Genomic DNA, 26,591 nt, shown 5'->3' with positions numbered 1-26,591 from the left:
GGGAATCGCAACCCTACCGTCGACGGGAGGTGCCATGCCTATGTCCACTTGGGGACCGCCAGTCTCAAATTTATGTTTTGAAGAGAGGGCTCGGTTGTGTCTGTCGGCTTGTGGGAGCTTGTATGCGAGGGGTGCTGCTCAGTCGCTCGGGGATGACTGCGTTCAATTGTGCGACGGAGCCGTGTTTGCGAGCGCTTTTCTCATGGCCGCGACCGTATTTGCATCGAGACCGGATGCCGATAGTTCGTCATCCGTGGCGGCTGCGATGTTTGTCAGGCTGCCATATTCTTTGAGCAGCCGGGTTCTGGTGATCTCGCCGATGCCGCTCACCTGATCCAGTTGCGAGACCATCAGGGCTTTGCTTCGCAGCTTGCGATGGAACGTGATCGCAAATCGATGGGCCTCATCGCGAATGCGCTGCACGAGATGGGTGGCCGGGGAGTTCGCGCGCAGTACGATGGGGTTCTTCCGGCCCGGCAGGAAAATCCGCTCTTCCTTTTCGCCTCGCGCCTTGGCCAATCCAATAATGGGCAGGTCTTGCTGCCCGACCTGTTTCAGCCCTTCCATGGCTGCGGCGAGCTGGCCCAATCCTCCATCAATGAGGATGAGATCCGGGCGCGCGAGATGTTCGCTCTCTCCATAGCGGCGCGTGACGACTTCCTGCATGCTGGCAAAGTCGTTGGCGCCTGTGACGGTTTTGATGGTGAACCGTCGGTAGTCGGCTTTCTTCATCTGGCCGTCTTCCCAGACGACCATGGAGGCGACGGACTGGTTGCCCATGGTATTCGAAATGTCGAACCCCTCGATGCGTTTGGGCACGACGTCCAGCCGGATGAGTCGCTTCAGCTCTTCCACGGCTTGGCGGCCGACTTCTTCGTCGCGCAGGTGATTGGCGACGGAGGCTGCGGCGTTTTCCTCCGCGAGGAGGACCAATTGGTGTTTCACGCCCCGCTCCGGCGTCACCACGCGGACGGTGTTTCCCCGCTTCCCCGAGAGCCATTCTTCAATGACCTTGGCGTTGTCCAGATCGGTGGGGATGAGCAGCTCTTTGGGCGGTTGCCCGTCTTTGTTGTAGAACTGTTCGATGGCGGATCGAACGAGTTCCTCGTCGCCGGTGTCGGCTAACTGGGGCCAGAAGTAGTCCTTGCGTCCGATCAGGAGGCCGCCGCGCACGAAGAGGATCTGGAGATCGACGGCCGTGCCTTGCCGCGCCAGGCCGATCACGTCCTGATCGGTCGTCGTCGTTTGGGTGATCCGTTGCTTTTCGAGCGTGCGTTCGATGTTGAAGAGCCGATCGCGCAGCCGCGCCGCTTCCTCGAATTCCTCGCGTTCCGCCGCCAGCTCCATCTGGGCGCGCAAGTTGTCCAGCAATTCATGGTCGCGCCCTTCGAGAAACTGGCGGACCTGCGCGACGATGCGGTGGTAGTCCTCTTTCGATTGGTTGCCGGTGCAGGGCGCCATGCACCGTTTGATTTCGAATTCGATGCAGGCCCGGTCCGCCTTGCCGTCGATCGCGATGGTGCAGGTGGCCAGGGGGAAGGTTTTCTTGATGACCTTCAACGTCTCCCTCAAGGCGCCGGCCGGCGGGTAGGGGCCATAGTAGAGGGCGCCGTCTTTTTGCACGCGGCGGACGACGGTGAGGCGCGGGAAGTCTTCTTTGATCGGCAGACGCAGGTAGGGATACTGCTTGTCGTCCCGCAAGAGGATGTTGAAGCGGGGCCTGTGCCTCTTGATCAGGTTGTTTTCGAGGATGAGGGCTTCGAGCTCTGAACGGGTGACGATCGTGTCGAGATCCGCGATCTTGCCGATCAGGACGATATTTTTCGGGGAGTGGTCGGTCCCTTTTTGAAAGTAGGACTTCACCCGGTTGGACAGGACCGAGGCCTTCCCGACATAGAGGACTTCGCCCTGCCCGTCTTTGAAAAGATAGCAGCCAGGCTGGTCCGGCAGGTGGTCGAGTTTGGATTGGAGAACGTCAATCGTCATAGGTCATCCGTCACCCGTAAGAATAACAGGAAACCCCTGTATCTTTCTTCTCGATTGACGAATGACGTCTGACGAAGGTTACCTGAGCCCGCGCACGAACGAGGGGCTCAGGCTTCCGCGCGCGACTTCCGCGACCGGTCCCTTCATCGTGAGGCTGAAGTCTTCGGCGACCTGGATATTGAGCTGGCCTCCCGGCATTTTCACCGTGACGGGGCTCTTGACCAGTCTGAGTTTGACGGCCGCGCTTGCTGCGGCGCAGGAGGAGGACCCGGAGGCCTGGGTTTCACCGGCTCCGCGCTCCCAGATCAGGATGAAGAGTTCCTTCGGGCCGGTTGGCACGGCGAGCTGCACGTTCGTGCGTTTCGGGAAGAGGGCATGGTTTTCCAGCGCAGGCCCCAGCTTGAGGAGATCCTCTCGCGACCAGGACTGGCCTGCCGGTTTGAACACGACGCAATGGGGATTGCCGACGCTGACTCCGGTAAACATAAGTGGCTGGCCTGCCGCCTTGATGGGCTGTGTGATCAGTTCGTTGACTATGAGGCTGCAGGGGAGTGAGGCAGGCTGGAATGAAGCCTTGCCCATTTCGACTGTGACGGAACTCGCATCCCCATGCCGGTCCAGATGCAGCTCGATCGTCACCAGCCCGCCCTTGGTTTCGACGGTAAAGTGTTTTTTCTTCGTTTTGCCGGTTGCGTGGAGATAGCGGGCGAAGATGCGCAGGCCGTTGCCGGACTTTTCCGCTTCGCTGCCGTCAGGATTGTAGATGCGCAGACCGAAGTCCGCTTTTTTCGTCGGCACCAGCGCCAGGATCCCGTCGCTGCCCAGTCCCCAATTACGATCGCAGATAGCTTTGATCCTCGATGGGCTCAGCGAAAACGACAGTTCCTTGGGGTCCATGACGATGTAGTCATTGCCCAGCCCATGTCCGCGAAAGAATCCGTTCTTCATGTCTGGCTCCTTTGGTATCTCGTCGTTCGTGAAGCGGAGGAACAATACTGTGGCTGGCCCGGAATCGTCAATGGGGCGAGTGGGGGCTAGGATCTGAAATCGGTGGCGGACTCTTCACGAGCGACGAACGACGCTTCACGAGGTTCATACGATCTTCACACCATGCGGCCGTTCGATCAGTTCGACTTCATACCCGTCCGGGGCATCGATGAAAATAAACCGGCTGCCGGATGAGGTTGCGGTCGGCCCGTCTGTAATCTGAATGCCCTGCTCCGTGAGGGATGCGATGGTCTCGTCCAGGCTTTCGACTTGAAAGGCCAGGTGAACCAGATCCTCCTGGACCGTCACCGGTCCGCTCGGGGGGAAGCTGCAGAGTTCGATGAGTTCCTCACTCTGGGGTATCTTGAGGAAGGCCAGATGGGAGCCCCGCGGCGAGACCTTACGCTCCAGCACCTCCAGTCCGAGGACATCTCGGTAGAAGGCGATCGTCTGGTCCATGTCGCTGACCCTCATACGGGTATGGAGAAGCTTGATCACTCGCATGGCTCGTTCCAATGAAAAGTTCAAAAGTGAAAAGGCAAAAACGGGGTAGTGGGATCCCGCACTTTTTACTTTTTACTTATTCTCGCCGGTCCGCTGGTTTTGCGCAGCAGGATTTCTGCGCTGTCCTGGATCAGAAGATTCGGAATGGGGCCGACTTCCTGATAGCCCTGCTTCTTGTAGAAGTGCCGGCCTTGCTCGTTGAAGTCTGATACGCAGGCGAACAGATTCTGTGCCCTCGCGAAGACCAGCGTCTCGATGTGGGCCAGCAACTGTCTCCCGAGCCCCTTGCCTCTCGCCCAGTCCGCCACGCCAAATAGTTCTAAATAGTCACCGAGCAGAAATTTCCGACGAACGACCGCGATGCCGGCCACTTTTCCGTTTTCTTCCATGACGTAACTATCGCGCCCCTGGGGGAGCGGCAGGAAATAGCTGCCCCAGTCTTTGGCTTGATAACCCAGCCTCTTCCATGGATCGGAGTCGGCGAGCAGTTCCATCACGGCGACTCGATCTTGTTCCGTCATGGGGCGAACGAGTGGATCGGTCATGGAGCAACCTTACCATTACAGGTTAGGAGATCGCTCATGGTCATGGGCGTGAGGTTTCGTTCGGGCAAGAGCTGTTCATGGAGATCCTGCACAACTTCGCGGGTATGTTTGCCCTTGCCGTTGGCATGCATCACGATGACACTGCCCTTGCGGACGGATCGTTTCAGCCGGTCTTCGATCTGGCCAGCGGTAATCGTCTGGTCTGGATCGCCTGACACCACATTCCAGAGAATAAACTGGAGGCCAAGGGCACGGACCACGTTGACCGTGTCGTCGTTGAATTCTCCATAGGGAGGTCGGAACAGGGTCGCGCTGTGACTGTATTTGGTTTTGAGGAGACGGACCGGGCCGAGGATTTCCTGTTTTTGTTCCTCCGGGGAATGGAGCGGCAGATGGGCATGGACTTCCCCATGGGTGCCGACTTCAAAGAAGGGAACGTGGAGGAGGGCTTGGACTTGCTGTTCGTGCCGTGCCATCCATTTCCCCGACATAAAGAATGTCGCGGGGATTTTCTGTTCGATCAAATAGTCGATTAAGGCCTGATCGTAGCCTGTGCCTTTCCGCACCGGGCAGAGGTCGAAGGTCAGCGCCACTCCTGGGCAGGAAGGCGGACCTGACTTGATCACCTGGGCCTGCGTGAGAGGCGGCATTGCTAGGATAAGCAGCACTGCGAGGATAAGGCACAGCATGTGTGGAAAGTAGCGCGGCATGGTGGCCAGTATACCTGATCCCGCAGGTTGCTCAAAATGGCCGTCCAGCAAGGCCGCAGCGAGTGAAGGCCCGAGGCGTACCCTTTAGGGTACGTTGAGGGCCTGAACGATGCGAGAACGACGCTGGCGGACTTTTTCAGCAGCCTGCCGTTGACGCTTCAAATCTCACACTGCTACGGTGGAACCATGTTTGTGCCTCATTGGAAAATCGGCCGTGTGCTCGGCATCCCGATTCACGTCCATGCCTCCTGGTTCGCAGTATTTTTCTTTGTGACCTGGTCGCTGGCGACAGGCTATTTGCCTGAGACCTTGCCGGGTCTATCCGAGTTACGCTATTGGGGCATGGGCGGGATTTCCTCCCTCTTGCTGTTCCTGTCCGTTCTCCTGCATGAGCTGGGGCATTCCTATGTGGCGCTGCATTATCGGATTCCGATCAGCCAGATTACTCTGTTCATTTTCGGTGGCATGGCGCACATGGGGAAGGAGCCGCCCAGTCCGAGGGCCGAGTTTTTAATTGCGCTGGCAGGACCGCTCGTGAGTTTGCTTTTGGGGGTCGGTTGTCTCGGCGGCGCCATGGCGGTGGATTCCTTATTCTCAGGATTAGGGCTTCAGGGATTCGTCGTCCTGGGGGGACTGCTCGGCATGGTGAATGTGCAGCTCGGACTCTTCAATCTGATCCCGGGGTTTCCCTTGGATGGTGGGCGGGCTTTACGGGCCGGGCTTTGGGCCTGGAACAAGGATTTCAACCGGGCGACCAGCCAGGCGGCGCTGACGGGAATAGGATTCGGCGTGGCCCTTGGGGTGATCGGCGCGGTCGTGCTGGCAGGGGCCTGGTCCGGAGCCCTGGGCCATTCCATCGCGGCGAACGGCGGCTGGCTCATCTTGATCGGTTCATTTCTGTTTTCTGCCGCTCTGTCGAGCAAGCGGCAAGCAGCGATGAGGAGCTCGTTGGCAGCAGTGACGGTGCGCCAGGTGATGGTCCACCCGGTCGTGACGGTGCCGCCTGACATGGCCGTGCAGGATGCGGTCGATCAATACTTTGTCGCGCATGGGTTCGGTGGGTTCCCCGTTTGCGAGGAGGGGCAAGTGGTCGGGGTGGTCACGGTGGGCGATGTGCAAGCCATTGCTACGGCGCTCTGGCCTTGGCGTCGCGTACGAGACATCATGTGTCCGGTGCCACAGGCCTTCTGCATTCCTCCGGACTGGTCTGTCATGCAGGCGATGGAGCGTATGGCTCATGGAGGATGGGACCGTCTCGTGGTGGTGGAGGACGGAGCGATCGTGGGGCTCATCACCAGATCGGCTATCGCCCAGTTCTTACAGTTGCATCAGTCTGAAGCGTGAAACGGTACAGGGATTGAATGCCTGCCTTTTGTCACCTCTGACCTCTCACGTCTCTCCTTTTACGTCTTACGCTCAGTCGTTCTCGTGGTTGCTGCTGACAGGGCCTGCGCCTGTTGCTGCAGGAGGTGGACGACTTCTGCGCCAATCAGCAAGAGGACCGAGGAGTAATAGACCCAGAGCAGCAGCAGGACCACTTCCAAGAGGGACCCATAGAGGTTCGTATAGAGGGTCGCGTAGGTGCCATAGGTCACGAACAGGAGTTTCGCAGCCACCCAGAGCAGGCTAAATGTCAGGGCGCCGATCATGGATTCACGCCATTGCGGACTCCGTCGCGGTACGAGCCGATACAAGATCGTGACCGTGAGGAAGGCCAGCGCGAAGGGGAGCGTATAGGTAAGAAACCAGTCATGGGCCGCGAGGGCCAGGAGATCCAGCCCCCAGAGTTTCGGCGCATAGCCCGTTAAGAAGTTGATGGTTTGCGTTGCGACGTAGGAAAGAATCAGGACGAGTCCGCTCACGGCGAGCGAGGCCACCGCGATGGCGGTGGAGATGAGGGGATGGCGGCGCCTGGTACTCTCGAATACGACATTCAGCGCATAGTCGAGTTCATAAAACACCAGCGCGCCGAACCAAGCGAAGGCCAGAAAGACCGCCCACCTGACGGTTTCCATGGCGCTCACCCGATGTAGTTCTGCTGCGACATGTTCGCCCAGCGAGGGGAGAAACCCCTTGAGAAAGCTGAGCAGGACCTGCTCCCCGATCACCTCGTGACTGACCACAAAGCTCAGGCCGTAGAGCAGGAGGAAGACGAGGGGGAAGAGAGAGAGTAGGGAGAAAAAGGCGAGGGATGCCGCGAGGCTGGCGCAGCCATGCCGTCGAAATGATCGGAGAAGGCTCAGGAGGAAGCGCAAAGCTTGCATAGGTGCGGTCCGAACGTTCGACAGGGTAGCACGAGTCGCCCGATCCTGCACCTGCTCAGTCGGAAGAAGGACTACTTGAGTGTCAGGACCGATTGGAGCGCGAAGCTGACGAGAGGGTCTGGGAAGAGACCGAATAGAATCACGCCGGCGACGGCGAAGGCCAGCACGAAGGACAGGGCCGGCGACGTCACGAGGCGTGGCGCGATGGACGAGGGATCAGGCTCGCGCATATACATGACCATCACGACCCGCATGTAGTAGTAGGCTGACACGGCGGCAAAGATCAGGGCGATGGCGGCGAGCCAGGCCAAGCCGGATTCGACGGCCGCCATGAACACGTAGAATTTTCCGATGAAGCCGGCGGTCGGAGGAATGCCGGCCAGCGAGGCCATGAAGAGCAGCATGAGAAAGGCCGCAATCGGCTGGCGTTTCGCGAGCCCCGTGAAATCCTCGATCTCTTCCCCCTCGATTCCGCCTTTCCTCAGCATGCCGATGACCGCGAAGGCGCCGAGCGTCATAAATGCATAGAGGGCGAGATAGATCATGACGCTGGCGAGGCCCGGCGTGCCACCGGACGCGCCGGTCGCGCGGCCCGCCGCGACAAAGCCGATCAAGGCGTAGCCTGCGTGCGCAATGCTGGAATAGGCCAGCATCCGCTTAATATTCGTTTGCACGATCGCGACGAGATTGCCGAGCACCAGGGTGACCAGGGCGATGAGCAGGAACAGGAGCGACCAATCGGCTTTGAGTCCGCCGAGTCCTTCGACGAAGACACGCATGAACGCGGCAAAGCTGGCGGCTTTTGCCGCCACCGCCATAAAGGCTGTGACGGAGGTCGGAGCCCCCTCATAGACGTCCGGCGTCCACATGTGGAATGGCACGGCGGCGAGTTTAAAGCTGAAGCCGACTGCCACGAGAATGACCGCGATCAGCAAGAGCGGATCGTTCGCTCCGTGCGTTCCAATGGCGGCCGCGATCGACGCCAGCTTGGTGCTGCCGGCCATGCCGTAGAGTAGCGAGATGCCGTACAGGAGAATTCCGGAGGAGAAGGCGCCGAGGACGAAGTATTTGGCCGCGGCTTCCAGCGAACGGGGTTTCGACCGGTTCAGCCCGGTCATCACATAGAGCGAGAGGGACATGAGTTCGGTGCCGAGGTAAATCGTGAGCAGGTCTGCGCCGGAGACCATGACCATCATCCCGGAGAGGGATAGGAGGATGAAGCCATAGTATTCGCCCAGGTGGATGCGTTCCGCCTTCAGATAGGGCAGTGAGAGCAAAATGGTCAGGCCGGTCACGCCATAGAGGAGCACTTTCCAGAATCTGGCATAGGCATCGACCACCACCAGGTCGCTGAAGGCAGAGACCCGGATATTCAGCACCCCGATCTGTCCCATCGTCAGGCCAAGACAGAGGGCGAGGGAACTAAGACTCAGCCAGGCCAGGAGATCCCGTCGCGAGGCAGGCGTGACCGGGTCCAGCGCAATGACAAGGCAGGCCGTCACGACGATGATGAGTTCCGGAAGCAGGGCTAAGAGGTCGGTGCCATACAAACTCATCGCGAAATTTCCTCGGTCTTTAGTGGCTCGCTACTGTCAGCCAGCAATGGCGCTGCCTCTCCGGCAGAGGGCTGGGCCGTCGGCGCGACCTTCGTGCGGGACATGGAGGCGATTACGTTGTTCACACTCTGGTGCATCTTGCTCACGAGCGGATTGGGGAAGAGCCCGATCCAAAACACCAATAGGGCCAGCGGCACGAGGGTGGCGAGTTCCCGTTTGTTGAGGTCCTTGAGTTTCGGGAGTTGGTGCGGGAGCGGGACCCCGAAGACCACTCGCTGAACCATCCAGAGAATATAGGCGGCGGCCAGGATGATGCCCAGCGAGGCAAAGGCGGTGGCGACTTTGCTCCAGAGGAACGTGCCGATGAGCACGAGGAATTCGCCGACGAAACTATTGGTGCCTGGGAGGCCGAGCGAGGACAAGGCGAAAATCATGAGCAGCGTGGCATATTGCGGCATTGGCGAGGCCAGCCCGACATTGTCGGCGATCAGCCGGCTGTGGGTCCGCTCATAGATCATGCCGACGCAGAGGAACAGGGCGCCGGTCGTAATGCCATGGTTGACCATTTGCAGGACCGCTCCCTCGATGCCCTGTTGATTCAAGACAAAGATGCCGAGGGTCACGAATCCCATGTGGCTCACGCTCGAATAGGCGATCAGCTTCTTGAGATCGACCTGGGCCAGCGCCATATAGGCGCCGTAGATGATGGCGACGATGGAGAGGCCGACCATCATGGGCGTGAAGGCATGGCTGGCGTCCGGCAGCATCGGCAAGCTGAATCGCAGAAAGCCGTAGGTGCCCATTTTCAAGAGAATACTGGCGAGGATGACGCTGCCGGCGGTCGGAGCCTCCACGTGGGCGTCCGGGAGCCAGGTGTGAAAGGGAAACATGGGGACCTTCACGGCGAAGGCGGCGAAGAAGGCCAGGAAGAGCCACATTTGCAGCGACGCCGGGTAGGTGCCCTGGCTCAAGGCAAGGATGTCGAACGTGTGGCCTCCGTAAAAGTAGAGGGCGAAGATGGCGACGAGTAACAGCACGCTCCCTGCGAGGGTATACAGGAAGAACTTGATCGCCGCATACAACCGATTGGGTCCTCCCCAGACGCCGATGAGGAGGTACATCGGAATCAACATGGCTTCCCAGAAGACATAGAACAAGACGAAATCCAAGGCGACGAACACCCCGATCATGGCGGTTTCCATGATTAGCAGCATGGCCATGAAGCTCTGGACTCTTGTGGTGATCGCCGTCCAGGAGGCCAGGACGCAGAGGGGCATGATCCCGGCGGTCATCAGGACGAGCGGGAGGCTGATCCCGTCGAGGCCCAGGCTGTAATAAATGGGCGGGGCCGTGATCCAGGCGACATGTTCCGCGAACTGCATCTGGCTGGTCTGCGGATCGAAGAGCCACCAGAGCGGGAGCGCAACGAAGAGGTCCGCCAGGGTTGTGGCCAGCGCAATCCAGCGAGCGGTCGATTCCGTCACGAAATACATCGCGACAGCCCCCGCAAGGGGAATCAGGAGGAGCAATGTGAGCCAGGGAATTCCGCCGCTATGCATAGATCCTCAGAACATCAAAAAGACGGTCAGGATCACGACGACCCCGAGCGCCATACCGAGCGCGTAATGCTGTACCTGTCCGCTTTGCGTGAGCCGCAAGACCCAGCCGCCCCAGGCGATCGCGCGGGCCACACCGTTCACAGCTCCGTCGATCACGGCCACGTCCACGCGTTTCCAGAGTTCGGAGGCGGCGGAAAAGGTGGGGCGGACGATCGCTCGATCGTAGGCCTCGTCGACATACCATTTGTTCAGTGAGCCCTGATACAGCGCTTGCCACTTCTGCGCGAACTGATCCGGGAGGGTCGGGTTGAGCACATAGACGTAATAGGCTCCGGCGATTCCGACCAAGCCCATGCTCGTGGCCAACACCATGATGACGATCGAGGCTGCCCCTCCGTGAGCGGCGGTTCCTGTGCCCGTCTCGAACATCGGCCCAAGAAATTCAGGAATGCCCAGATAACCTGTGGCGATGCTCAAGATGGCCAGGACGATGAGCGGCATAGTCATGGTGTGCGACGGTTCATGGATATGGTCTGCATGGTGGGGATCGACATGCGACGGCCCCCAAAATGTGACGAAGACCAGACGGAAACTATAGAAGGCCGTCATCAAGGCCGTCACGAGGCCGAGTAGGGTCAGGAACTGACCGAGAGGTCCCGCCGACCAGGCAGCCACGAGTAATTCGTCCTTGCTGAAGAACCCAGACGTGAGGGGAAATCCTGCCAGCGCGAGCGAGCCAATCAGGAACGTCCAATAGGTGACTGGCAATTTGTCTTTTAGTCCGCCCATGCGTCGCATGTCCTGCTCGTGATGCAGGGCGATGATGACGGATCCGCACCCGAGAAACAGGAGCGCCTTGAAAGCTCCGTGGGTCAGGAGATGGTACATGCCCGCCGCATAGGCGCCGAGACCGCAGGCCATCACCATGTAGCCGAGTTGGCTGACCGTTGAATAGGCTACGATGCGTTTGATATCGGTTTGGGTCATGGCGATGGTGGCCCCGACGACCATGGTCAGTCCGCCTGTGAGCGCCACTACCGTCATGGCGGTGGGAGACAGGTTGTAGATCGGCGCCAAGCGCGCGACCATGAAGACCCCGGCCGTGACCATCGTCGCCGCATGGATGAGCGCCGAGATAGGGGTGGGGCCTTCCATTGCGTCCGGCAGCCAGACGTGGAGCGGCACTTGGGCCGATTTGCCGATGGCGCCGGTGAAGAGGAGGAGACAGATCAGCGTCAGCACTGACACATCCCAGGTGCCGCCGAACGGCCCGAGGATATTCATCATGTCGCCCGCCGACTCATGCGCTCTGGCAAATATTTCGTGGTAGTCCAGCGAGCCGAAGCTGTACCAGACCAGGAGCAGGCCGAGCATGAAACCGAAATCGCCGACGCGATTGACGAGAAACGCTTTGGTGGCGGCGGAACAGGCGGCGGGACGATCGTACCAATGGCCGATGAGCAGATAGGAACAGAGTCCGACCGCTTCCCAGAAGATGAAGAGTTGCAGCAGGTTGTCCGCCATGACCAGCATCAGCATCGAGAAGGTGAAGAGGGCGATGTAGCTGAAGAAGCGGGCATAGCCCGGGTCTTTGTGCATGTACCCGATGGTATAGATGTGGACGAGCGAACTGACGGTCGTGACCAGGAGCAGCATCACGGCGGTCAGCCGGTCGATGGAGAAGCCGATATGAATATCGAGCGTGCCGGAGGTCAGCCAGGTGTAGAGGGGGAAGCTGGTCTGGTGGCCGTTGGCCACATCGAAGAAGACTAAGAGTGAAAGCAGCCATGACACGACAACCGCCGGCACTGCGACGAGATGGGCCTGGTCCTTGATCCAACGGCCGAAGAGCCCGAGGATCAGGAACGACGCCAATGGAAGGAGTGGAATGAGTTCGTAGGTCATAATAAAGAGCTAATAGCCGATGGCATATGGCCGATAGCGAAGAGCCGTTGGCGGACGGGAGGCGTGTTGTGGCTTAGCTTCGATCCTCTCCGAAGCGTTCGGGATTGTTCTCCTGCTATTAGCCATACGCTATCTGCCATCAGCTCTGCGATCTGCTCTACCATTTCAGTAACTGAAATTCGTCGACGTTGATTGTGGACTTGGCCCGATACAAGGCGACGATGATGGCCAATCCGACTGCAACTTCCGCTGCGGCAACCGTCAGGGCGAAGAAGACGAAGACCTGCCCTGCCACATCATGGAAGTACTGCGAAAAGGCGACGAAGTTAATGTTCGTCGCATTCAACATCAACTCGACCGACAGGAGGATGATGATGATGTTCCGGCGCAGCAGGACGCCCATGACGCCGGTCAGGAACACGATGCCGCTGAGCACGAGATAGTAGGACAAGGGGACTGTCATGATTCAGTAGGCTCCCCCAGGTCTTTTTTGGCCAGGATGATGGCGCCGATCATCGCGACGAGCAGAATCAAGGACGCCACCTCAAAGGGAAACAGATAGGTGGAGTAGAGGACGTCGCCGATCGCTTCGGTATTGCCTGCCTCCCCAACGGTGGTTTCCCTGCCGGTTGCCACGACGGGGGCCGTCCAGCCCTTCATGACCGTGAGAAGGATGGCCTCGACGAACAGCGTCACCCCCACCCCGACAGCCATGGGCCATTGCCGATGGTACCGGTCATCCTGTCGAAGGTTCAGCAACATCACGACGAAGAGATAGAGGACCAGGATGGCGCCGGCATAGACGATGATCTGCACGGCTGCGAGGAATTCCGCATGGAGCGTGACGTAGAGTCCCGCCACGTGGAAAAACATGATCAGTAGCGCCAGGGCACTGTAGACGGGGTTGCGCATCGCGACGACGAGCATCGAAGTCGCGGCGATGACGAAGGCAAAATAAAAGAAAAATATCTGTTCCATCAATCTGGCCTGTTACGACGGTTTTTGCGGTAAGTGCTTGAAGGCGACGTTGAAGAACGCCACATTCTGGTGTTGGAGCTCCAGCTGCTTTTCGCGCACCGGGAACGACCGGTCGCCGATGGCGAGCAATTGTTCCTTATTCAGGTGCAGCTGCCGCTTGTCGTACACCGCCCATTCGAACTCGCGCGTCATGCCGAGGGCATCCACCGGACAGGCATCGACGCACATCCCGCAAAACAGACAGCGGGTCATGTCCATGTAATATTCTTTGGAGTAGCGCTTCGTCGGCTGGCCCGGCACTTCCGCGCTGACGACGCGAATCACCCGCGAGGGGCAGGCGGCTTCGCAGAGATCGCAGCCGACACATTTTTCCGTGCCGTCGTCATAGCGCAACAGGGCCAGCATCCCGCGATAATTGTCCGGCAGCGTCCGCTTTTCATGCGGGTACTGCAGGGTGATCGGGCGGTAATGCAGCAGGTGCGACATGGTCGCCTTCATGCCGACCAGGAGGTCGTAGAAGGTGATGGTTTTAATCCAGGTCTTGAGATTCATGCTTGCGAGCTCTCAGCGATCAGTCGTTCGCTTCATCGAGATTCAAATCCAAGGCTGACAGCCTGGCGCGTCACCGCGGGAAAAAATACGCGGTGATCGCCGTGATGACGATGTTGGCCAACGCGATCGGCAACATGACTTTCCAGCCGAACCGCATTAACTGGTCGTAGCGCAGCCGGGGCAACGTGGCGCGCAACCAGAAGAACAGGAAGAGGAACATGTAGACTTTCAACGTAAACCAGGCGACGTTTTCGATCCAGGCCAGCTGTTCGAGGCCGGCATAGCCGAGGATCGTGCCGGGGTAGGGGGCGTTCCAGCCGCCCAGGAAGAGCGAGGCGGCGACGCAGGACACGAGCACCATGTTGGCATATTCCGCGATGAAGAAGAACGCGAAGCGCATGCCGCTATATTCCGTGAAGAATCCGGCCACGAGCTCGCTTTCCGCTTCCGGCAGGTCGAAGGGGACGCGATTGGTTTCGGCCACGGCGGAGATGACGAAGACGACGAAGGCGAAGATTTGGGTATGGATCGGGAAGAATCCATCCGGCCTGGCGCCCCAGATGAACCAATGCCAGAAGCCGCCTGCCTGGGCCTCCGTGATCGTGACGAGGCTCAGAGAGCCGGACAGCAAGAGCACGCCGACGATGGCCAGCCCGACGTTCAGCTCGTAGCTGATGACCTGGGCCGCGGAGCGCAAGCCTCCCAGGAGCGAGTATTTACTGTTGGAGGACCAGCCGCCCAGGATGATCCCGTAGGCGCCGATCGAGGCAAAGGCCAGGATGTACAAGACGCCGATGTTGATGTCGCTGATGACGAAGGGTTTAATCGTAATGCCAAAGACGTCCACGGTCACGTTCGGGCCGAAGGGGATGACGGCGAACCCGATCATGGCCGGTACCATGGCCAGGATCGGCGCCAGGGTGAACATGGCTTTGTTCGCGCCGGCCGGCACGATGTCTTCCTTGAAGAATAGTTTGAGTCCGTCGGCGATCGGCTGAAGGATGCCGTAAGGACCGACTTCCATCGGGCCCATGCGATCCTGCATCCAGCCGAGCACTTTCCGCTCGGCCAGGGTCAGGATCATGACCGTCAACATCACGATGCCCATCACCGCCGCTATTTGGGCGAGCGATACCGCAAGTCGCAGGCTTAGTTCAGTCACGACAGCACTCCTGGATGACAAGTGAAAAAGCAATGCATGTTCGTTGGCTCACGTCGTTTTCCTCACCGATACGGAGGCCGTCCGATAGGATGGGACCTTCGTGTCCGGATCGATGGCACAGTCGAAAAGTTGCAGGGCCTCCTGCGCGAAGTGATCGGGGAGCCAGGCCAATCCTTCCGGCACGCGATCGAGCACTTTGACTGTCGTCGTGCATTCGCCCAGGCTGTTCGAGAGGCTGACTCGATCCCCCGTCGCGATAGCGAATCTGGCTGCATCCAGGGGGTTCATCTGCAAGAACCCGCTCGGTTCGATCTGGAGTAACCCCTTCGAATGGGTCGACAGTTTTCCCGAATGGAACAGGCTCTGGGCGAGGCCCAACTGAACCGTTCCTTCCGGGCGCTTGGTCCGCGTGGGCAGAGTATACCGAGTCGCAAGGTCCCGGCGATATCCCCCCGCCACGTATCGCTCGACGGTGGCTCGATCGACGGCGGGAGGGATCGGCGTTGGGCCAAGCGATCCGTATCCGGGAACGGCCGATCGGATTTCTTTCAGGATCTCCTTGGCATCGCCGTATTCCAATGGCGCGTTGAGGAACACCGAGAAGGCCGAGAGGATTTCCCAGTCCGGGCGGCTATCACCCACCGGATTGATCGCAGGCCGCACGGATTGGACATGGCCTTCCGTGTTGGTGAAGGTTCCGGCTTTTTCCATGGCAGAGGCGGCCGGCAGCACCACATGGGCGAGCAGGGCCGTTTCTGTGAGGAATAGTTCCTGACAGACGAGGAACTCCAGTTTGTCCAAGGCTTCTTTGACTCTGGTCTGGGGCGGAAGGCTTCCGACGGGATTCTCTCCGACGACAAAGAGGGCTTTGATCGTCCCAGCCTGCGCCCGGTCGATCATCTCGAGGAGTGTGGCTCCTGGCGCCAGAGGGACTTCTTCTTTCCAGGCACGAGCCATCTGGGCCCGCGCGTCCTGATCGGTGAGGTCGAGCGCGCCAGGCAACAGTTCCGCAACCGCTCCCATTTCAACCGCCCCTTGATCGTTATTCTCTTCCGCCAAGGGGGCGAAGCCGCAGCCGGTATCGGTCAATTTCCCGGTCAAGAGCAGCAGGTCGAGGAGATTGAGGCAGATGCCGTAGCCTCCTTGGCTGCGGAGCAGGGTTTGGCCTGCCAGTACGACGACGCGGCGGCCTTGTGCCACGGAGGCGGCCATCTGCGCGAAGGACTCCCGCGAGACCCCTGTGCTCAGGGCCAGTTCGTCCCAGGAAAGTTGTTGGACTGCTTGCGAGACGGATGACACATAGTCTGAGGCCCGCTGTTGGAGCGTCCCCTCGACATGGTTTCCCTCGATCACCGCCTTGAGCAGGCCGAGGACTGCGGCGCCGAACTGGGCCGGCGCGACAGAGAAATGTTGCTGCGACAGGTTGGTGATGTTGCTGATCGTGCCGATTGCAGGCTGGAGCGCTTCGATCGTCAGCAAGGTCGCGTCATGTTTCTTGACGGCTTCTTTGACTTTCAACCCTGTGATCGGATTGGTTTCGGTGATATTGGTGCCGACCAGGAGGAGCACATCCGCCTGCACAATGTCTTCGAAGGTCACGGTCCAACGATGGGTGCCTTGCACCCGCTTCATGGCCTGCACGCCGTTGAGATGGCCGTAGCGGGCGCTGCTGTCGAGATTGTTGGTCCCGATTGTGAGGCGCATGAATTTCTGGAACAGATAGAGCTCTTCGTTGGTGCAGCGGCCGGAAATCAGTCCGCCGAAGGCCTGAGGGCCATGGGCCAGCTTGAGCCGGTTGGTCTGTTCCGCCACGAACAGCAAGGCCTCTTCCCAGGTGACTTCGACCAGCGTACCGTTCCGCCTGATTAAGGGGGCGGTGATTCGGCTGGGATGGCTGGTGGCGTGAAATCCAAAGAAGCCACGGGCGCAGAGGTCGCCGTTGTTTCGGCCGGCCCCCTGAGCGCTGTTCACTTCGATTAATTCCTGGCCCTTGGTTTGGACCGTGATCTGGCAGCCGTCGCCGCAAAAGGTACAGACCGTGTCGGCTCGTTTGAGCATCCAGGGCCGGTATTCGTACATCGAGAGCCGGCTGGTGATGGCGCCGACCGGGCAAATCTGTACGCAGCCTCCGCAGAATTCGCAGTCCAACGGATGGGCGCCAAACGATTTGATCTCGGTCATCGTGCCTCGTCCGACCGGGGCGAGGGCTTTGACGTCCATCACTTCGTCGCAGTAGCGGACGCAACGCAGACATTGCACGCAGCGATTCATCTGCGTTTCGATGAGGGGGCTGAAATATTCTTTTTGGAAAATGCGCTTGGTCTCCGCGAAGCGGCTGGTGGTCGCGGTGTATTGATGAGAGAAATCCTGCAGGTCGCACTTGCCGCCCTGATCGCAGACAGGACAATCCAGCGGGTGATTGGCCAGGATGAATTCGAGCACCGACTTGTGGGCGTCGTGGACGACCGTCGTGGCGGTGCGAATGGACATGCCTTCGGTCGCGACCGTGCTGCAGGAGGTCTGGAGCTTCGGCATCTTTTCGACTTCGACCAGGCACATGCGGCAGTTCGCATCCGGCTTGAGCTTCGGATGGTAGCAGAAGTGCGGAATCATCACGCCGACCCGGCGAGCGGCTTCGATCACCAGGGTGCCTTTGGGCACCGAGATGGGAATGCCGTCGATCGTTACGCGAACGGTGTCGGTTGTCGGTGCCATCGTTAAGGCCGCGCCACGGTCCGTTTCAGGTTGATGAGATTGGCCGCTTCCGCTTCATGGATTAGCATGACGTACTCGGGCCGCCAATGTTTGAGCGTGCTCATAATCGGCGAGATTTCCGCGTCTCCGAAGGCGCAGACCGTGCGGCCCGCGATGTTCTTGCATAGATCGACCAAGGTTTCAAGGTCCTCCATCCGCCCGCGCTTCGCCACGATCCGGCGCATGGTTTGGACCAGCCAGGAGCTGCCTTCGCGGCAGGGACTGCACTTGCCGCAGGACTCATGATAGAAAAATTCCATGAGGCGGAGCGCGGCCCAGACCATGTCCGTGCCCTCTTCCATCACGGTGACTCCGCCGGAGCCGAGCATGGAGCCGGCGGCGGCGACGGATTCGAAATCCAATTTGACGTCGAGGCTGTCCGGCGTGAGGAACGGGGCTGACGCTCCGCCCGGGATGAAGGCCTTGAGCGGCTTGTCGGAGCGCATGCCTCCGGCTTCCTCGTAGATCAATTCGCGGAAGGTGACCCCCATGGGCACTTCATAGTTGCCCGGCCGTTTCACATGGCCGCTTACGCAGAAGATTCTGGTCCCGGTGCTCTTCGGCGGGGAGCCGATCGACGCGAACCATTCGGGGCCCCGGCTGATGATGTGGGGCAGGTTCGCGAGAGTCTCGACGTTGTTTACCACGGTCGGTTTGTTGTAGAGGCCATGTGTTGCCGGGAAGGGCGGCTTGACGCGCGGCAGCCCTCGCTTCCCTTCGAGCGACTCCAGCAATGCCGTTTCTTCTCCGCAGATATAGGCGCCGGCACCCCGGTGCACCCATACATTGGCGGTGATCCCTGTGCCCAGGATGTTCGCGCCGACGTAGCCGGCGGTCCGCGCTTCGGCGATGGCCGCCTCTAAAATTCTGGCTCCGAGGACGAATTCTCCCCGTATATAAATGTACGCGGACTCCGCTCCGATGGCGTAGCAGGCGAGCAGGATGCCTTCCAGGATTTGATGGGGGTCTCGCTCGATGAGTTGGCGGTCCTTGAATGTGCCAGGCTCGCTCTCGTCCGCGTTGCAGCAGAGATAGCGCGGGCCTTGATAGTCTTTGGGGAGGAATCCCCATTTCACGCCGGTTGGAAAGCCTGCGCCGCCTCGTCCCCGAAGCCCCGATTTCATCACCGTGGTGGTGACCTCGGCCGGCGGCATTTTCCCCACGACCTTGCGGAGCGCCTGATAGCCGCCCGCTCGCTCATAGTCTTGCAGCGAGCCGGTGTAGCCGGGCTGCAACATGTTTTTCAAGAGGACTGGTTCGTGCTTTGACATAGTTACCGCAAGGCTACCGCAAGTAAAAATGTAAAAGTAAAAAGGCAAAAATGGGATGCGTGCCGGTCAGCATGGTACTTTTTCATTTCTCCTTGGCGCTACGCGCCTCCGGCCACATGAACGGGCCGGTCTTCAGGGAACAGGTTCCGTCTTTTTTCAGGTCGGCCAGGATGCGGTCGAATTTTTCTTCCGTGAGCCGTTCGTAATAGTCTTCGTTGACCTGCATCATCGGCGCGGTGCCGCAGGCGGCGAGGCATTCGACTGCGCTGAGGGTAAAGAGCCCGTCGGCCGTCGTCTCGCCAGGCTTGATGCCGAGTTTCGTCTTGACCCAGCCGATGACCGTATCCGATCCGACCAGCGCACACATCAGGGACTTGCAGATTTGGAGATGGAACTTCCCCACGGGCTTGAGATTGAGCATCGTGTAGAACGTGGCTGTCTCATAGACCTGGGGCGGCGTGAGTCTCAGCATCTGGGCGATCTCTTTCATCGCCGCTTCTGACACATAGCCTTCATCCTGTTGCGCCAGGTAGAGCAACGGAATCAACGCCGAGCGTTTCACCGGATAATGGCTGAGGATTTCGGCTATTTCCGTCCCGTATTTCTCTTTCAACATGTTCGTGCTCGCGCCAAACTCAAAAGTAAAAAGGCAAAATGAAAAATGTTGGGAATGGTCCCCTCATTACTTTTGACTTTTACATTTTGACTTTCACCTTATCTGTCACATTCTCCCATGACGATGTCGTACGTGCCGAAGATCGTGATGATGTCGGAAATCAAATAGCCCCGCGCCATATGGTCGAAGGCGCCCATGTGCACAAACGACGGTGAGCGAATCTTCATTCGGTAAGGACGGGGGCTGCCGTCGCTGACGATGAAAAATCCCAATTCGCCCTTCGGGGCTTCGGTCGCGCAGTAGGTCTCGGCCTTCGGCGGCTTGATGCCCTGGGTATAAATGATGAAATGATGGATCAAGCTTTCCATTTCCCGCATGACCAGCTCCTTAGGCGGCGGGATATATTGCGGCGCATCGGCCATGATCGGCCCGGACGGCAGCTGATCGAGACATTGCGCGATGATCCTGGCGCTTTGCCGCATCTCTTCCATGCGGATCCAGTATCGGTCGTAGGTGTCGCCGTTCTTGCCGATCGGCACTTCCCAATCGACTTTGTCGTAGACGCCGTAGGGCTCGACCTTGCGGATATCGTAGGCAACGCCCGATCCTCGCAAGACCGGCCCGGTGCAGCCGAAGTTGATCGCGTCCTCTGCCGAGAGCACGGCCACGTTCTTCGTGCGGCCAAGAAAGATGCGATTCGACGCGATGAGCGAATCGTATTCCTTGACCTTCTCGGGAAAGGTCTCGAGGAAGACTTTCATCCGTTGGACCAGTTCGGAGGTGAAGTCACTATCGACACCGCCAATGCGATAGTAGTTCAGGGTCAGGCGGGCCCCGCAGAGTTTTTCGAACATGTCCAATAGGATCTCGCGTTCACGGAAGGTCCAGAAGAACACGGTCATGGCGCCGATATCGAGGGCTTGTGTGCCGAGCCAAAAGAGATGCCCGATGATGCGCTGCATCTCGGCCACGATGGTCCTGATGTATTCGGCCCGGATCGGCACCGTGATCTTGAGGAGTTTTTCCACGGCCCGCACGTAGGCGTAGTTGTTGGCCATGGCACAGACATAGTCGAGCCGGTCCGTGTGGGGGATGATCTGCATGTAGGTCAGGCCCTCGGCCAATTTCTCGACACCGCGATGCAGGTAGCCGAGATCCGGCGTGGCCTTGACGATCCGTTCGCCGTCCAACTCCAGCACGACCCGCAACACGCCGTGAGTGCTGGGATGTTGCGGCCCCATGTTCAAGAGCAATTCTTCTTTCCGCCGGGAGCTGGGCAGGCCTGGCTCAGCGCGAAAGGCGTTTTTCTGTTCCTCGGGGATTTCGCTTTCCGCGACGTCGAGCAGGGCATCGTCCATTCTCGGGATGAAGTCGAACTCGCTGCGCCAGCCGCGCCCTTCGGTCGGGAAATCTTTTCGCAAGGGGTAGCCCTCGGCATAGTCCTCCGGCATCAAAATGCGCCGGAGATCGGGATGGCCGGAGAAGCGAATGCCCATCATGTCGTAGACTTCCCGCTCCAGGAACTCGGCTCCCTTCCAGATGCCGGTGACTGACGCAATCGTTGGATCGTCCTCGGTGATGCGGGCCTTGAGACGCAGGCGTTGTCCAAGGGAGAGCGAGTGGAGGTGGTAGACGACTTCGAACCGCAGTTGATCTTCGGGGTAGTCGACCGAGCAAATATCGGTGAGCTGGTCAAAGGCTGCTTCCGGCGCATCGTGCAAATAGCGCGCAAGGTCCAGCAGACGCGCGGCGGCCACGGAGACAGAAGTCTCGGCGCGTGCCGCGTCGACGTGGACCGCGAGGATCGCGTCCGGGAATTTCGCCTTCAGGTTGTCGAGTAGAGCTTGCATAGTTCTGTCGTCAAACGTCAGTCGTCATTCGTCAATCGACTCGGATCAGTTCATGCTCTTCCGGTTGACGCATGACCCTTGACGATTGACGCCTATTTCACGAACACCTTTTCCCGCTGAATCTTTTCCTGCAATTTCAATAGGCCGTCGAGCAACGCTTCCGGACGGGGTGGACAGCCCGGCACATAGACATCGACCGGAATAATCTGGTCGACGCCCTGGACCACGGCATAGCTGTTGTAGTGGTTGCCGGAGGTGGCGCAGGAGCCCATGGAAATGACGTAGCGCGGTTCCGGCATCTGGTCATAGATGCGGCGGATCACCGGCGCCATCTTGCGCGTCACGGTGCCGGCGATGATCATGAGATCGGACTGCCGCGGCGAGGCCCGAAAGACCCCTGCGCCGAATCGGTCCAGGTCGTAGCGCGACGACACGCTCGCAATCATTTCGATGGCGCAGCAGGCTAGGCCAAAGGTCATCGGCCACAAAGCCGACTTCCGCGACCAATTCACGACCGCATCCAAATTGGTCGTCAGAATATTCGCCTCAAACTGTCTCTCTAAGAAACTCATGTCGCTTTGCTCCGGTTCTGAGTGCTGAGTTCTGAGTGCTGAGTTTTCGGACACAACTCAGAACTCACAGCTCAGCACTTCACGCGTCAGTCCCATTCGAGCGCCCCCTTCTTCCAGGCGTACCAGAATCCGACCAGGAGGATGCCAAGAAACACGAGCATCTCGGCGAGTCCCAGGAGGCCGAGCGACTGATACCGGACGGCCCAGGGGATCATGAAAATGATCTCGATGTCGAAAATGACGAACAGCATCGCGATGACGTAGTAGCGCATCGGAAACTGGATGCGCGCATCAGAAAACAACGGGCTGCCGCTCTCATAGGGGGCCAGCTTGGCTCGATAGGGGCGGCTCGGTCGGACCAGCCAGCCGGCGCCAAGCTGGACAGCGGCAAAGACAATGGCAATGCCGATGAAGAGGAGGATCGGCAGATAGTTTTCTGGAATGGCGGTGTTACCCATGTTTCAATCAGCCAAAACGTTAAAAAGTCCGAACGTCTTCAAGTCGAAAGACTTGATGCCGTTATGACGCGAGGACGTGCGACTCGCTCTGTGTCAACGCCGCGCTGAAAAACGGTTTGAACTTCAAACCGTCGAGATCCGGCCGTTCGACCCCTCGATGTTGCACGAGGATCTTAAAGGTCCGTCCCATTCCGTCCGGTTTGAGGAGATGGATGGCCGCACCGAACTCCGGACTTTCCGGATCGAGTTGGCCGATCATCTCTTCCACTCCGAGCCCCATGAGAAAACTCATCTGATTGGTAAAGCCGGTCACGTTCAAACCCGCTGCTGCTCCGGCGGTGGCCAGACTGGTGAAGTCCACATGAGCGGTCATGTCTTGCTGCCCGATCCGCTCATAGGGCACGTCGCCGGTCAGTTGCTGGTAGTAGCAGAGGAAGGTGCCGTTCTTCCGCTCCGGTCCGTACAGGTCTTGCGCCGTGTGGCCATAGTCGATGGTCAGCACGAATCCGCGATCGATCCGCTGGGCGACTTGTTCCATCCATTCCAGGGCCAGGAGGTTCAGCTCGGTTTTGTATCCCTCCGGCCAGGTCTGGTTCAGCCGCTGGAGATAGTGAGCGAGCGCAGGAGTCGACAGGGGCTTCAGGCATTCCTCAAAGCGCCCATTCCGATAGTCCACGAAGAGTTCTTGCGCCTGACCGCCGGCTATTTGAATGCGATGAACCGGAAAGGCATCTACGAGTTCATTGCTGAAGAACAGACCGGTCACGCTCTGGGGGCCGAGGGCATCCAATCCTTCGACCCAGGTCACGAGCCCCGGTTGACTCAGCCAAGGAGCCAGGTTTTGTCTCTGGAGTGCCTGCATGGCAGGGCTCCGTTCGATCAGCACATAGCGCACCCGCGAAGCGAAGTCGTCTTGCCTGGCATGGATTGCGGCCAGGCAATCTCTGGCGAGCAGGCCCTTGCCTGCGCCCATTTCAATGATCGTGAAGGGGAGGGGGTGGCCCAACAATTCGTCCATTTGCCTGGCCTGCGCGGCAATGGCGCGGCCGAGGATCGGATGCACATCGGAGCTGGTGTAGAAATCGCCGGACCAGCCGATGCGTTCAGCCTGCGCCCCGTCCGATTGGCGCATGTAATAGCCGTATTGGGGATGGTAGAGGGCCAGTTCCATGAAGCGGACGAAGGGAATCGGTCCGTTTTGGGTGATCTCGGACGAAATAGCAGCAATGAGTTCAGGATGCCCCAACGACACAAACCACTCCTTCGTCTCTGTGAAGACAGCGCGACCCAGCCCGAGAAAACGGGCAGTCTTTGCCTGAACCTCAGGGAGGGGGAAAAGTGGGCTAGATTAACTTTCCGGTTGCAGCTAAGTCAAGGCGAAGAGTATTGGAAATTCAGGTAAATATCCCCGTTCATGGCCTCGCCATAACCCTATTTTACTTTCTTCTCCAGGCTTGACTGGAAAGGTCGCTTAGGAGGTAGGGGAGCGAGAGTGTCAGCGTCGCGTTCTCACGCTCCGTGGCACTTCTTGTATTTCTTCCCGCTGCCGCAATGGCAGGGGTCGTTACGGCCGATTTTGTCGTCGTTGCGCTGAACTGTTTGCGGGGCGATCGGTTCTTCTCCGCGATTGAGGATGAGCGCCGGTTGGGGGCGGGAGATGACTGGCGGAGGCTGGGGGGCTGGTTGCCCTTCGTTTCGGACGGCCTGCACATGGAAGAGCCGATCGAGCGCATCGGCTTTGACCCGCTCCATCATGCCGGCAAAGAGGTCGTAGCCTTCGCGCTTGTATTCGATAAGCGGATCTTTTTGTCCGTATCCGCGCAAGCCGATTCCGTCGCGCAGGTGATCCATCCCGAGGAGGTGGTCTTTCCAATGGTGGTCGATAACCTGGAGCATGAAGTTCTTTTCCAGGAAGCGCATCAAGTCCGAGCCCAGCTCCTGCTCTCTCTTGTCATAGGCGTCGCGCACCTGTGCGCGCAGGTCTTCGACCAAGGCGTCGCGACCCATGGTGCGAAGCGATTCGGCCCCGTCGTCCTTGCCCTGGGTGAGGTCGAGCGCGAACTGGCTATGCATGAGCTCCGCGAGCCCTTTCATGTCCCATTCTTCCGGGTATTGCTCCGCCGGGCAATAGATGTTCAGGGCGGAGTCCACCAGGCCGTCCATCATGTCGCGCAGGTCGTCTTTCAGATTCGTGCCGCCCAGGACGGCGCGCCGGTGCTGGTAAATCACCTCGCGCTGCTTGTTCATGACGTCGTCGTATTCCAGCAGCTGTTTCCGGATTTCGAAGTTGTGGGCCTCGACCTTCTTCTGAGCGTTGGCGATGGCTCTGGTGACCATGCCATGCTCGATCGGGACCCCTTCTTCCATGCCGAGTTTGAGCATGAGTTGGGATACCCGCTCGGAGGCGAAGATGCGCATCAGGTCGTCTTCTAGCGACAGATAGAAGCGCGACGAACCTGGGTCGCCCTGGCGGCCGGCGCGGCCGCGGAGCTGGTTGTCGATCCGGCGGCTTTCGTGGCGCTCCGTGCCGAGAATATGGAGTCCGCCTGCCGCGATGACCTCCCGCTTGTCCTTCTCGCAGTCGGATCGGATCTCTTCGAAGAGCTCCAGCCTGCGCGCCTCGGGCATGTTCTCTTCCCGGTACAGGATTTGTTTGAACATGAAGTCGGGGTTGCCGCCGAGGAGAATGTCTGTGCCGCGGCCCGCCATGTTCGTGGCGATGGTGACGGCGCCCTTGCGGCCGGCCTGGGCGATGATTTCGGCTTCCCGCTCATGCTGCTTGGCGTTGAGGACGTTGTGTTTGACGCCGTTCCGGCTCAAGAAGCCGGCGAGCCGTTCCGATTTTTCGATGGAAATCGTGCCGACCAGGACGGGCTGGCCGCGTTGGTGGCAGTCTTTGATGTCTTCGACGATCGCGGCGAACTTTTCTTTCTCGGTCCGGTAGACGACGTCGGCGTAATCCAGCCGGATCATGTTGCGGTTGGTCGGGACCACGTTGACGTCGAGGTTGTAGATCTTGGCGAATTCCGCCGCTTCCGTGTCCGCCGTGCCGGTCATGCCGCCGAGCTTTTTGTACATCCGGAAATAGTTCTGGAAGGTGACCGAAGCCAGCGTTTGATTCTCGTTGGCGATCTTCACCCCTTCTTTGGCTTCGACGGCCTGGTGCAGACCGTCGCTCCAGCGGCGGCCCGGCATGAGCCGCCCGGTGAATTCGTCCACGATGATGACCTCGCCGTCTTTCACGACATAGTCCACATCCCGTTTGTAGAGAGCATAGGCCTGGAGCGCCTTGACGACGTGGTGGACGAGGTCCATGTGGTCGGGATCGTAGAGGTTGTCTACGCCGAGCAGTTTCTCGACCCGGACGTTGCCCTCTTCGGTCAAGGAGGCGGTCTTCGTCTTTTCCTCGACCGTGTAGTCGTGCTCCGGCTTCAGCTGCGGGATGATCGCGTTGATGCGGTAGTAGAGATCGGTCGTTTCGTCCGTCGGACCGGAGATGATCAAGGGCGTGCGGGCCTCGTCGATGAGGATGCTGTCGACTTCGTCCACGATGGCGAAGTTCAGCTCGCGCTGCACGCACTGGGCCAAGTCGGTGACGACCAGGTTGTCGCGGAGGTAATCGAACCCGTACTCGTTGTTGGTGCCGTAGGTGATGTCGGCGCGATAGGCTTCGGGTCTTGTGCAGGGGCGAAGCGACTGGAGCCGCTTGTCGGAGGCCTCGTAGGTTGGATCGTAGAGAAAGGACGCATCGTGCTGGATGATGCCTACCGAGAGTCCCAGCGCATGATAGAGGATGCTCATCCATTGGGCGTCGCGCTTGGCGAGGTAGTCGTTCACCGTGATGAGGTGCACGCCCTTCCCTTCGAGCGCATTCAGGTAGACCGGCAGCGTGGCCACCAGGGTTTTCCCTTCGCCGGTCTTCATTTCGGAGATGCGGCCCCGGTGCAGAATGATACCGCCGATCAACTGCACGTCGAAGTGGCGCATGTTCAGCTTGCGGCGGGACATCTCGCGACAGGCGGCGAAGGCCTCAGGCAGGATGTCATCCAGCCTTTCGCCGGACGCCAGGCGCTTCTTAAACTCCTGGGTCTTGTCCGCGAGAGCCTGGTCGGAGAGAGGAGTCAGGCTTGATTCCAGGCTATTGATCTGCGCCACAATCGGGCGCAGCGCCTTGATTTCACGATCGTTTTTGCTGCCGAAGATGAGGTTCAGTAGTTGCGTGACCATAGTGCTCTCGTTCGGAAGGGATGCGGATGTCCCAGAAATGAATCCGCGCAGTATACAGGATCTTTTCCGTGAATCCTATAATAAGCGACGGGCGTTGCATCGGGTCTTCGGCTTGACAAGCCCAGAGGCGGTCCA

General features: G+C 59.3%; 22 protein-coding genes. 1 reads left to right on the top strand and 21 read right to left on the bottom strand.

Features of this window, described 5'->3' with window-relative positions:
* Positions 1-162 precede the first annotated feature (162 nt).
* The 5 genes from uvrC to NT179_06645 all read right to left on the bottom strand — a co-directional run bounded on the left by uvrC (position 163) and on the right by NT179_06645 (position 4,648).
* Complete coding sequence (uvrC, locus tag NT179_06665) at positions 163-1,986, bottom strand: excinuclease ABC subunit UvrC (GenBank protein ID MCX5721698.1); 1,824 nt, start codon at positions 1,984-1,986, stop codon at positions 163-165.
* A gap of 78 nt (positions 1,987-2,064) precedes the next feature.
* Positions 2,065-2,934 (bottom strand): diaminopimelate epimerase, encoded by an 870-nt coding sequence (gene dapF, locus NT179_06660; GenBank protein ID MCX5721697.1) that lies wholly within the window; start codon positions 2,932-2,934, stop codon positions 2,065-2,067.
* A 144-nt stretch (positions 2,935-3,078) separates the two neighbouring features.
* Entirely contained in the window at positions 3,079-3,477 is a 399-nt protein-coding gene (locus tag NT179_06655) for a VOC family protein (protein ID MCX5721696.1), read from the bottom strand.
* A 65-nt stretch (positions 3,478-3,542) separates the two neighbouring features.
* The gene (locus tag NT179_06650; GenBank protein MCX5721695.1) at positions 3,543-4,022 is read right to left on the bottom strand and encodes a GNAT family N-acetyltransferase; all 480 of its coding nucleotides are present in this window, start codon (positions 4,020-4,022) and stop codon (positions 3,543-3,545) included.
* Entirely contained in the window at positions 4,019-4,648 is a 630-nt protein-coding gene (locus NT179_06645; GenBank protein ID MCX5721694.1) for a polysaccharide deacetylase family protein, read from the bottom strand. Before NT179_06645 ends, NT179_06650 begins: the two co-directional genes overlap by 4 nt.
* A 270-nt stretch (positions 4,649-4,918) precedes the next feature.
* On the opposite strand from NT179_06645, the gene NT179_06640 reads away from it, so the two are divergent.
* Positions 4,919-6,076, top strand: coding sequence for a site-2 protease family protein (locus tag NT179_06640; GenBank protein MCX5721693.1), 1,158 nt, complete (start codon positions 4,919-4,921; stop codon positions 6,074-6,076).
* A 59-nt stretch (positions 6,077-6,135) separates the two neighbouring features.
* Here the strand turns inward: NT179_06640 and NT179_06635 are convergent, their stop codons facing one another.
* The 16 genes from NT179_06635 to secA all read right to left on the bottom strand — a co-directional run bounded on the left by NT179_06635 (position 6,136) and on the right by secA (position 26,456).
* The gene (locus NT179_06635) at positions 6,136-6,996 is read right to left on the bottom strand and encodes a YihY/virulence factor BrkB family protein (GenBank protein ID MCX5721692.1); all 861 of its coding nucleotides are present in this window, start codon (positions 6,994-6,996) and stop codon (positions 6,136-6,138) included.
* Between the two features lie 71 nt (positions 6,997-7,067).
* Complete coding sequence (locus NT179_06630; protein MCX5721691.1) at positions 7,068-8,552, bottom strand: NADH-quinone oxidoreductase subunit N; 1,485 nt, start codon at positions 8,550-8,552, stop codon at positions 7,068-7,070.
* The gene (locus NT179_06625) at positions 8,549-10,111 is read right to left on the bottom strand and encodes an NADH-quinone oxidoreductase subunit M (GenBank protein ID MCX5721690.1); all 1,563 of its coding nucleotides are present in this window, start codon (positions 10,109-10,111) and stop codon (positions 8,549-8,551) included. Before NT179_06625 ends, NT179_06630 begins: the two co-directional genes overlap by 4 nt.
* 6 nt (positions 10,112-10,117) lie before the next feature.
* Positions 10,118-12,016, bottom strand: coding sequence for an NADH-quinone oxidoreductase subunit L (gene nuoL / locus NT179_06620; protein MCX5721689.1), 1,899 nt, complete (start codon positions 12,014-12,016; stop codon positions 10,118-10,120).
* A gap of 157 nt (positions 12,017-12,173) precedes the next feature.
* The gene (gene nuoK, locus NT179_06615) at positions 12,174-12,479 is read right to left on the bottom strand and encodes an NADH-quinone oxidoreductase subunit NuoK (protein ID MCX5721688.1); all 306 of its coding nucleotides are present in this window, start codon (positions 12,477-12,479) and stop codon (positions 12,174-12,176) included.
* Positions 12,476-12,994 (bottom strand): NADH-quinone oxidoreductase subunit J, encoded by a 519-nt coding sequence (locus NT179_06610; GenBank protein MCX5721687.1) that lies wholly within the window; start codon positions 12,992-12,994, stop codon positions 12,476-12,478. Before NT179_06610 ends, nuoK begins: the two co-directional genes overlap by 4 nt.
* A gap of 12 nt (positions 12,995-13,006) precedes the next feature.
* A complete protein-coding gene (nuoI, locus tag NT179_06605; GenBank protein ID MCX5721686.1) occupies positions 13,007-13,546 on the bottom strand; it encodes an NADH-quinone oxidoreductase subunit NuoI in 540 nt (179 codons plus the stop codon).
* 70 nt (positions 13,547-13,616) lie between these two features.
* Positions 13,617-14,708 carry an NADH-quinone oxidoreductase subunit NuoH gene (gene nuoH / locus NT179_06600; protein ID MCX5721685.1) on the bottom strand — a complete coding sequence of 364 codons (1,092 nt, stop codon included), beginning with the start codon at positions 14,706-14,708 and terminating at the stop codon, positions 13,617-13,619.
* A gap of 48 nt (positions 14,709-14,756) precedes the next feature.
* The gene (gene nuoG, locus NT179_06595) at positions 14,757-17,423 is read right to left on the bottom strand and encodes an NADH-quinone oxidoreductase subunit NuoG (protein MCX5721684.1); all 2,667 of its coding nucleotides are present in this window, start codon (positions 17,421-17,423) and stop codon (positions 14,757-14,759) included.
* A gap of 2 nt (positions 17,424-17,425) precedes the next feature.
* Positions 17,426-18,733 (bottom strand): NADH-quinone oxidoreductase subunit NuoF, encoded by a 1,308-nt coding sequence (gene nuoF / locus NT179_06590; GenBank protein ID MCX5721683.1) that lies wholly within the window; start codon positions 18,731-18,733, stop codon positions 17,426-17,428.
* A gap of 82 nt (positions 18,734-18,815) precedes the next feature.
* The gene (nuoE, locus tag NT179_06585) at positions 18,816-19,349 is read right to left on the bottom strand and encodes an NADH-quinone oxidoreductase subunit NuoE (protein ID MCX5721682.1); all 534 of its coding nucleotides are present in this window, start codon (positions 19,347-19,349) and stop codon (positions 18,816-18,818) included.
* Between the two features lie 98 nt (positions 19,350-19,447).
* Positions 19,448-21,199 carry an NADH dehydrogenase (quinone) subunit D gene (gene nuoD, locus NT179_06580; protein MCX5721681.1) on the bottom strand — a complete coding sequence of 584 codons (1,752 nt, stop codon included), beginning with the start codon at positions 21,197-21,199 and terminating at the stop codon, positions 19,448-19,450.
* A gap of 92 nt (positions 21,200-21,291) precedes the next feature.
* Positions 21,292-21,771, bottom strand: coding sequence for an NADH-quinone oxidoreductase subunit B (locus NT179_06575; GenBank protein MCX5721680.1), 480 nt, complete (start codon positions 21,769-21,771; stop codon positions 21,292-21,294).
* Between the two features lie 86 nt (positions 21,772-21,857).
* On the bottom strand, positions 21,858-22,229 hold the full coding sequence (ndhC, locus tag NT179_06570; GenBank protein MCX5721679.1) for an NADH-quinone oxidoreductase subunit A: 372 nt from the start codon (positions 22,227-22,229) through the stop codon (positions 21,858-21,860).
* A 61-nt stretch (positions 22,230-22,290) separates the two neighbouring features.
* Complete coding sequence (locus NT179_06565) at positions 22,291-23,481, bottom strand: SAM-dependent methyltransferase (protein ID MCX5721678.1); 1,191 nt, start codon at positions 23,479-23,481, stop codon at positions 22,291-22,293.
* Positions 23,482-23,738: 257 nt separating this feature from the next.
* Complete coding sequence (gene secA, locus NT179_06560; protein MCX5721677.1) at positions 23,739-26,456, bottom strand: preprotein translocase subunit SecA; 2,718 nt, start codon at positions 26,454-26,456, stop codon at positions 23,739-23,741.
* Positions 26,457-26,591 lie beyond the last annotated feature (135 nt).

The organism is Nitrospirota bacterium (assembly GCA_026387665.1).
In the GTDB taxonomy this organism is placed as follows: Bacteria; Nitrospirota; Nitrospiria; order Nitrospirales; family Nitrospiraceae; genus Palsa-1315.
This window is presented reverse-complemented; position numbering and strand designations above follow the sequence as displayed.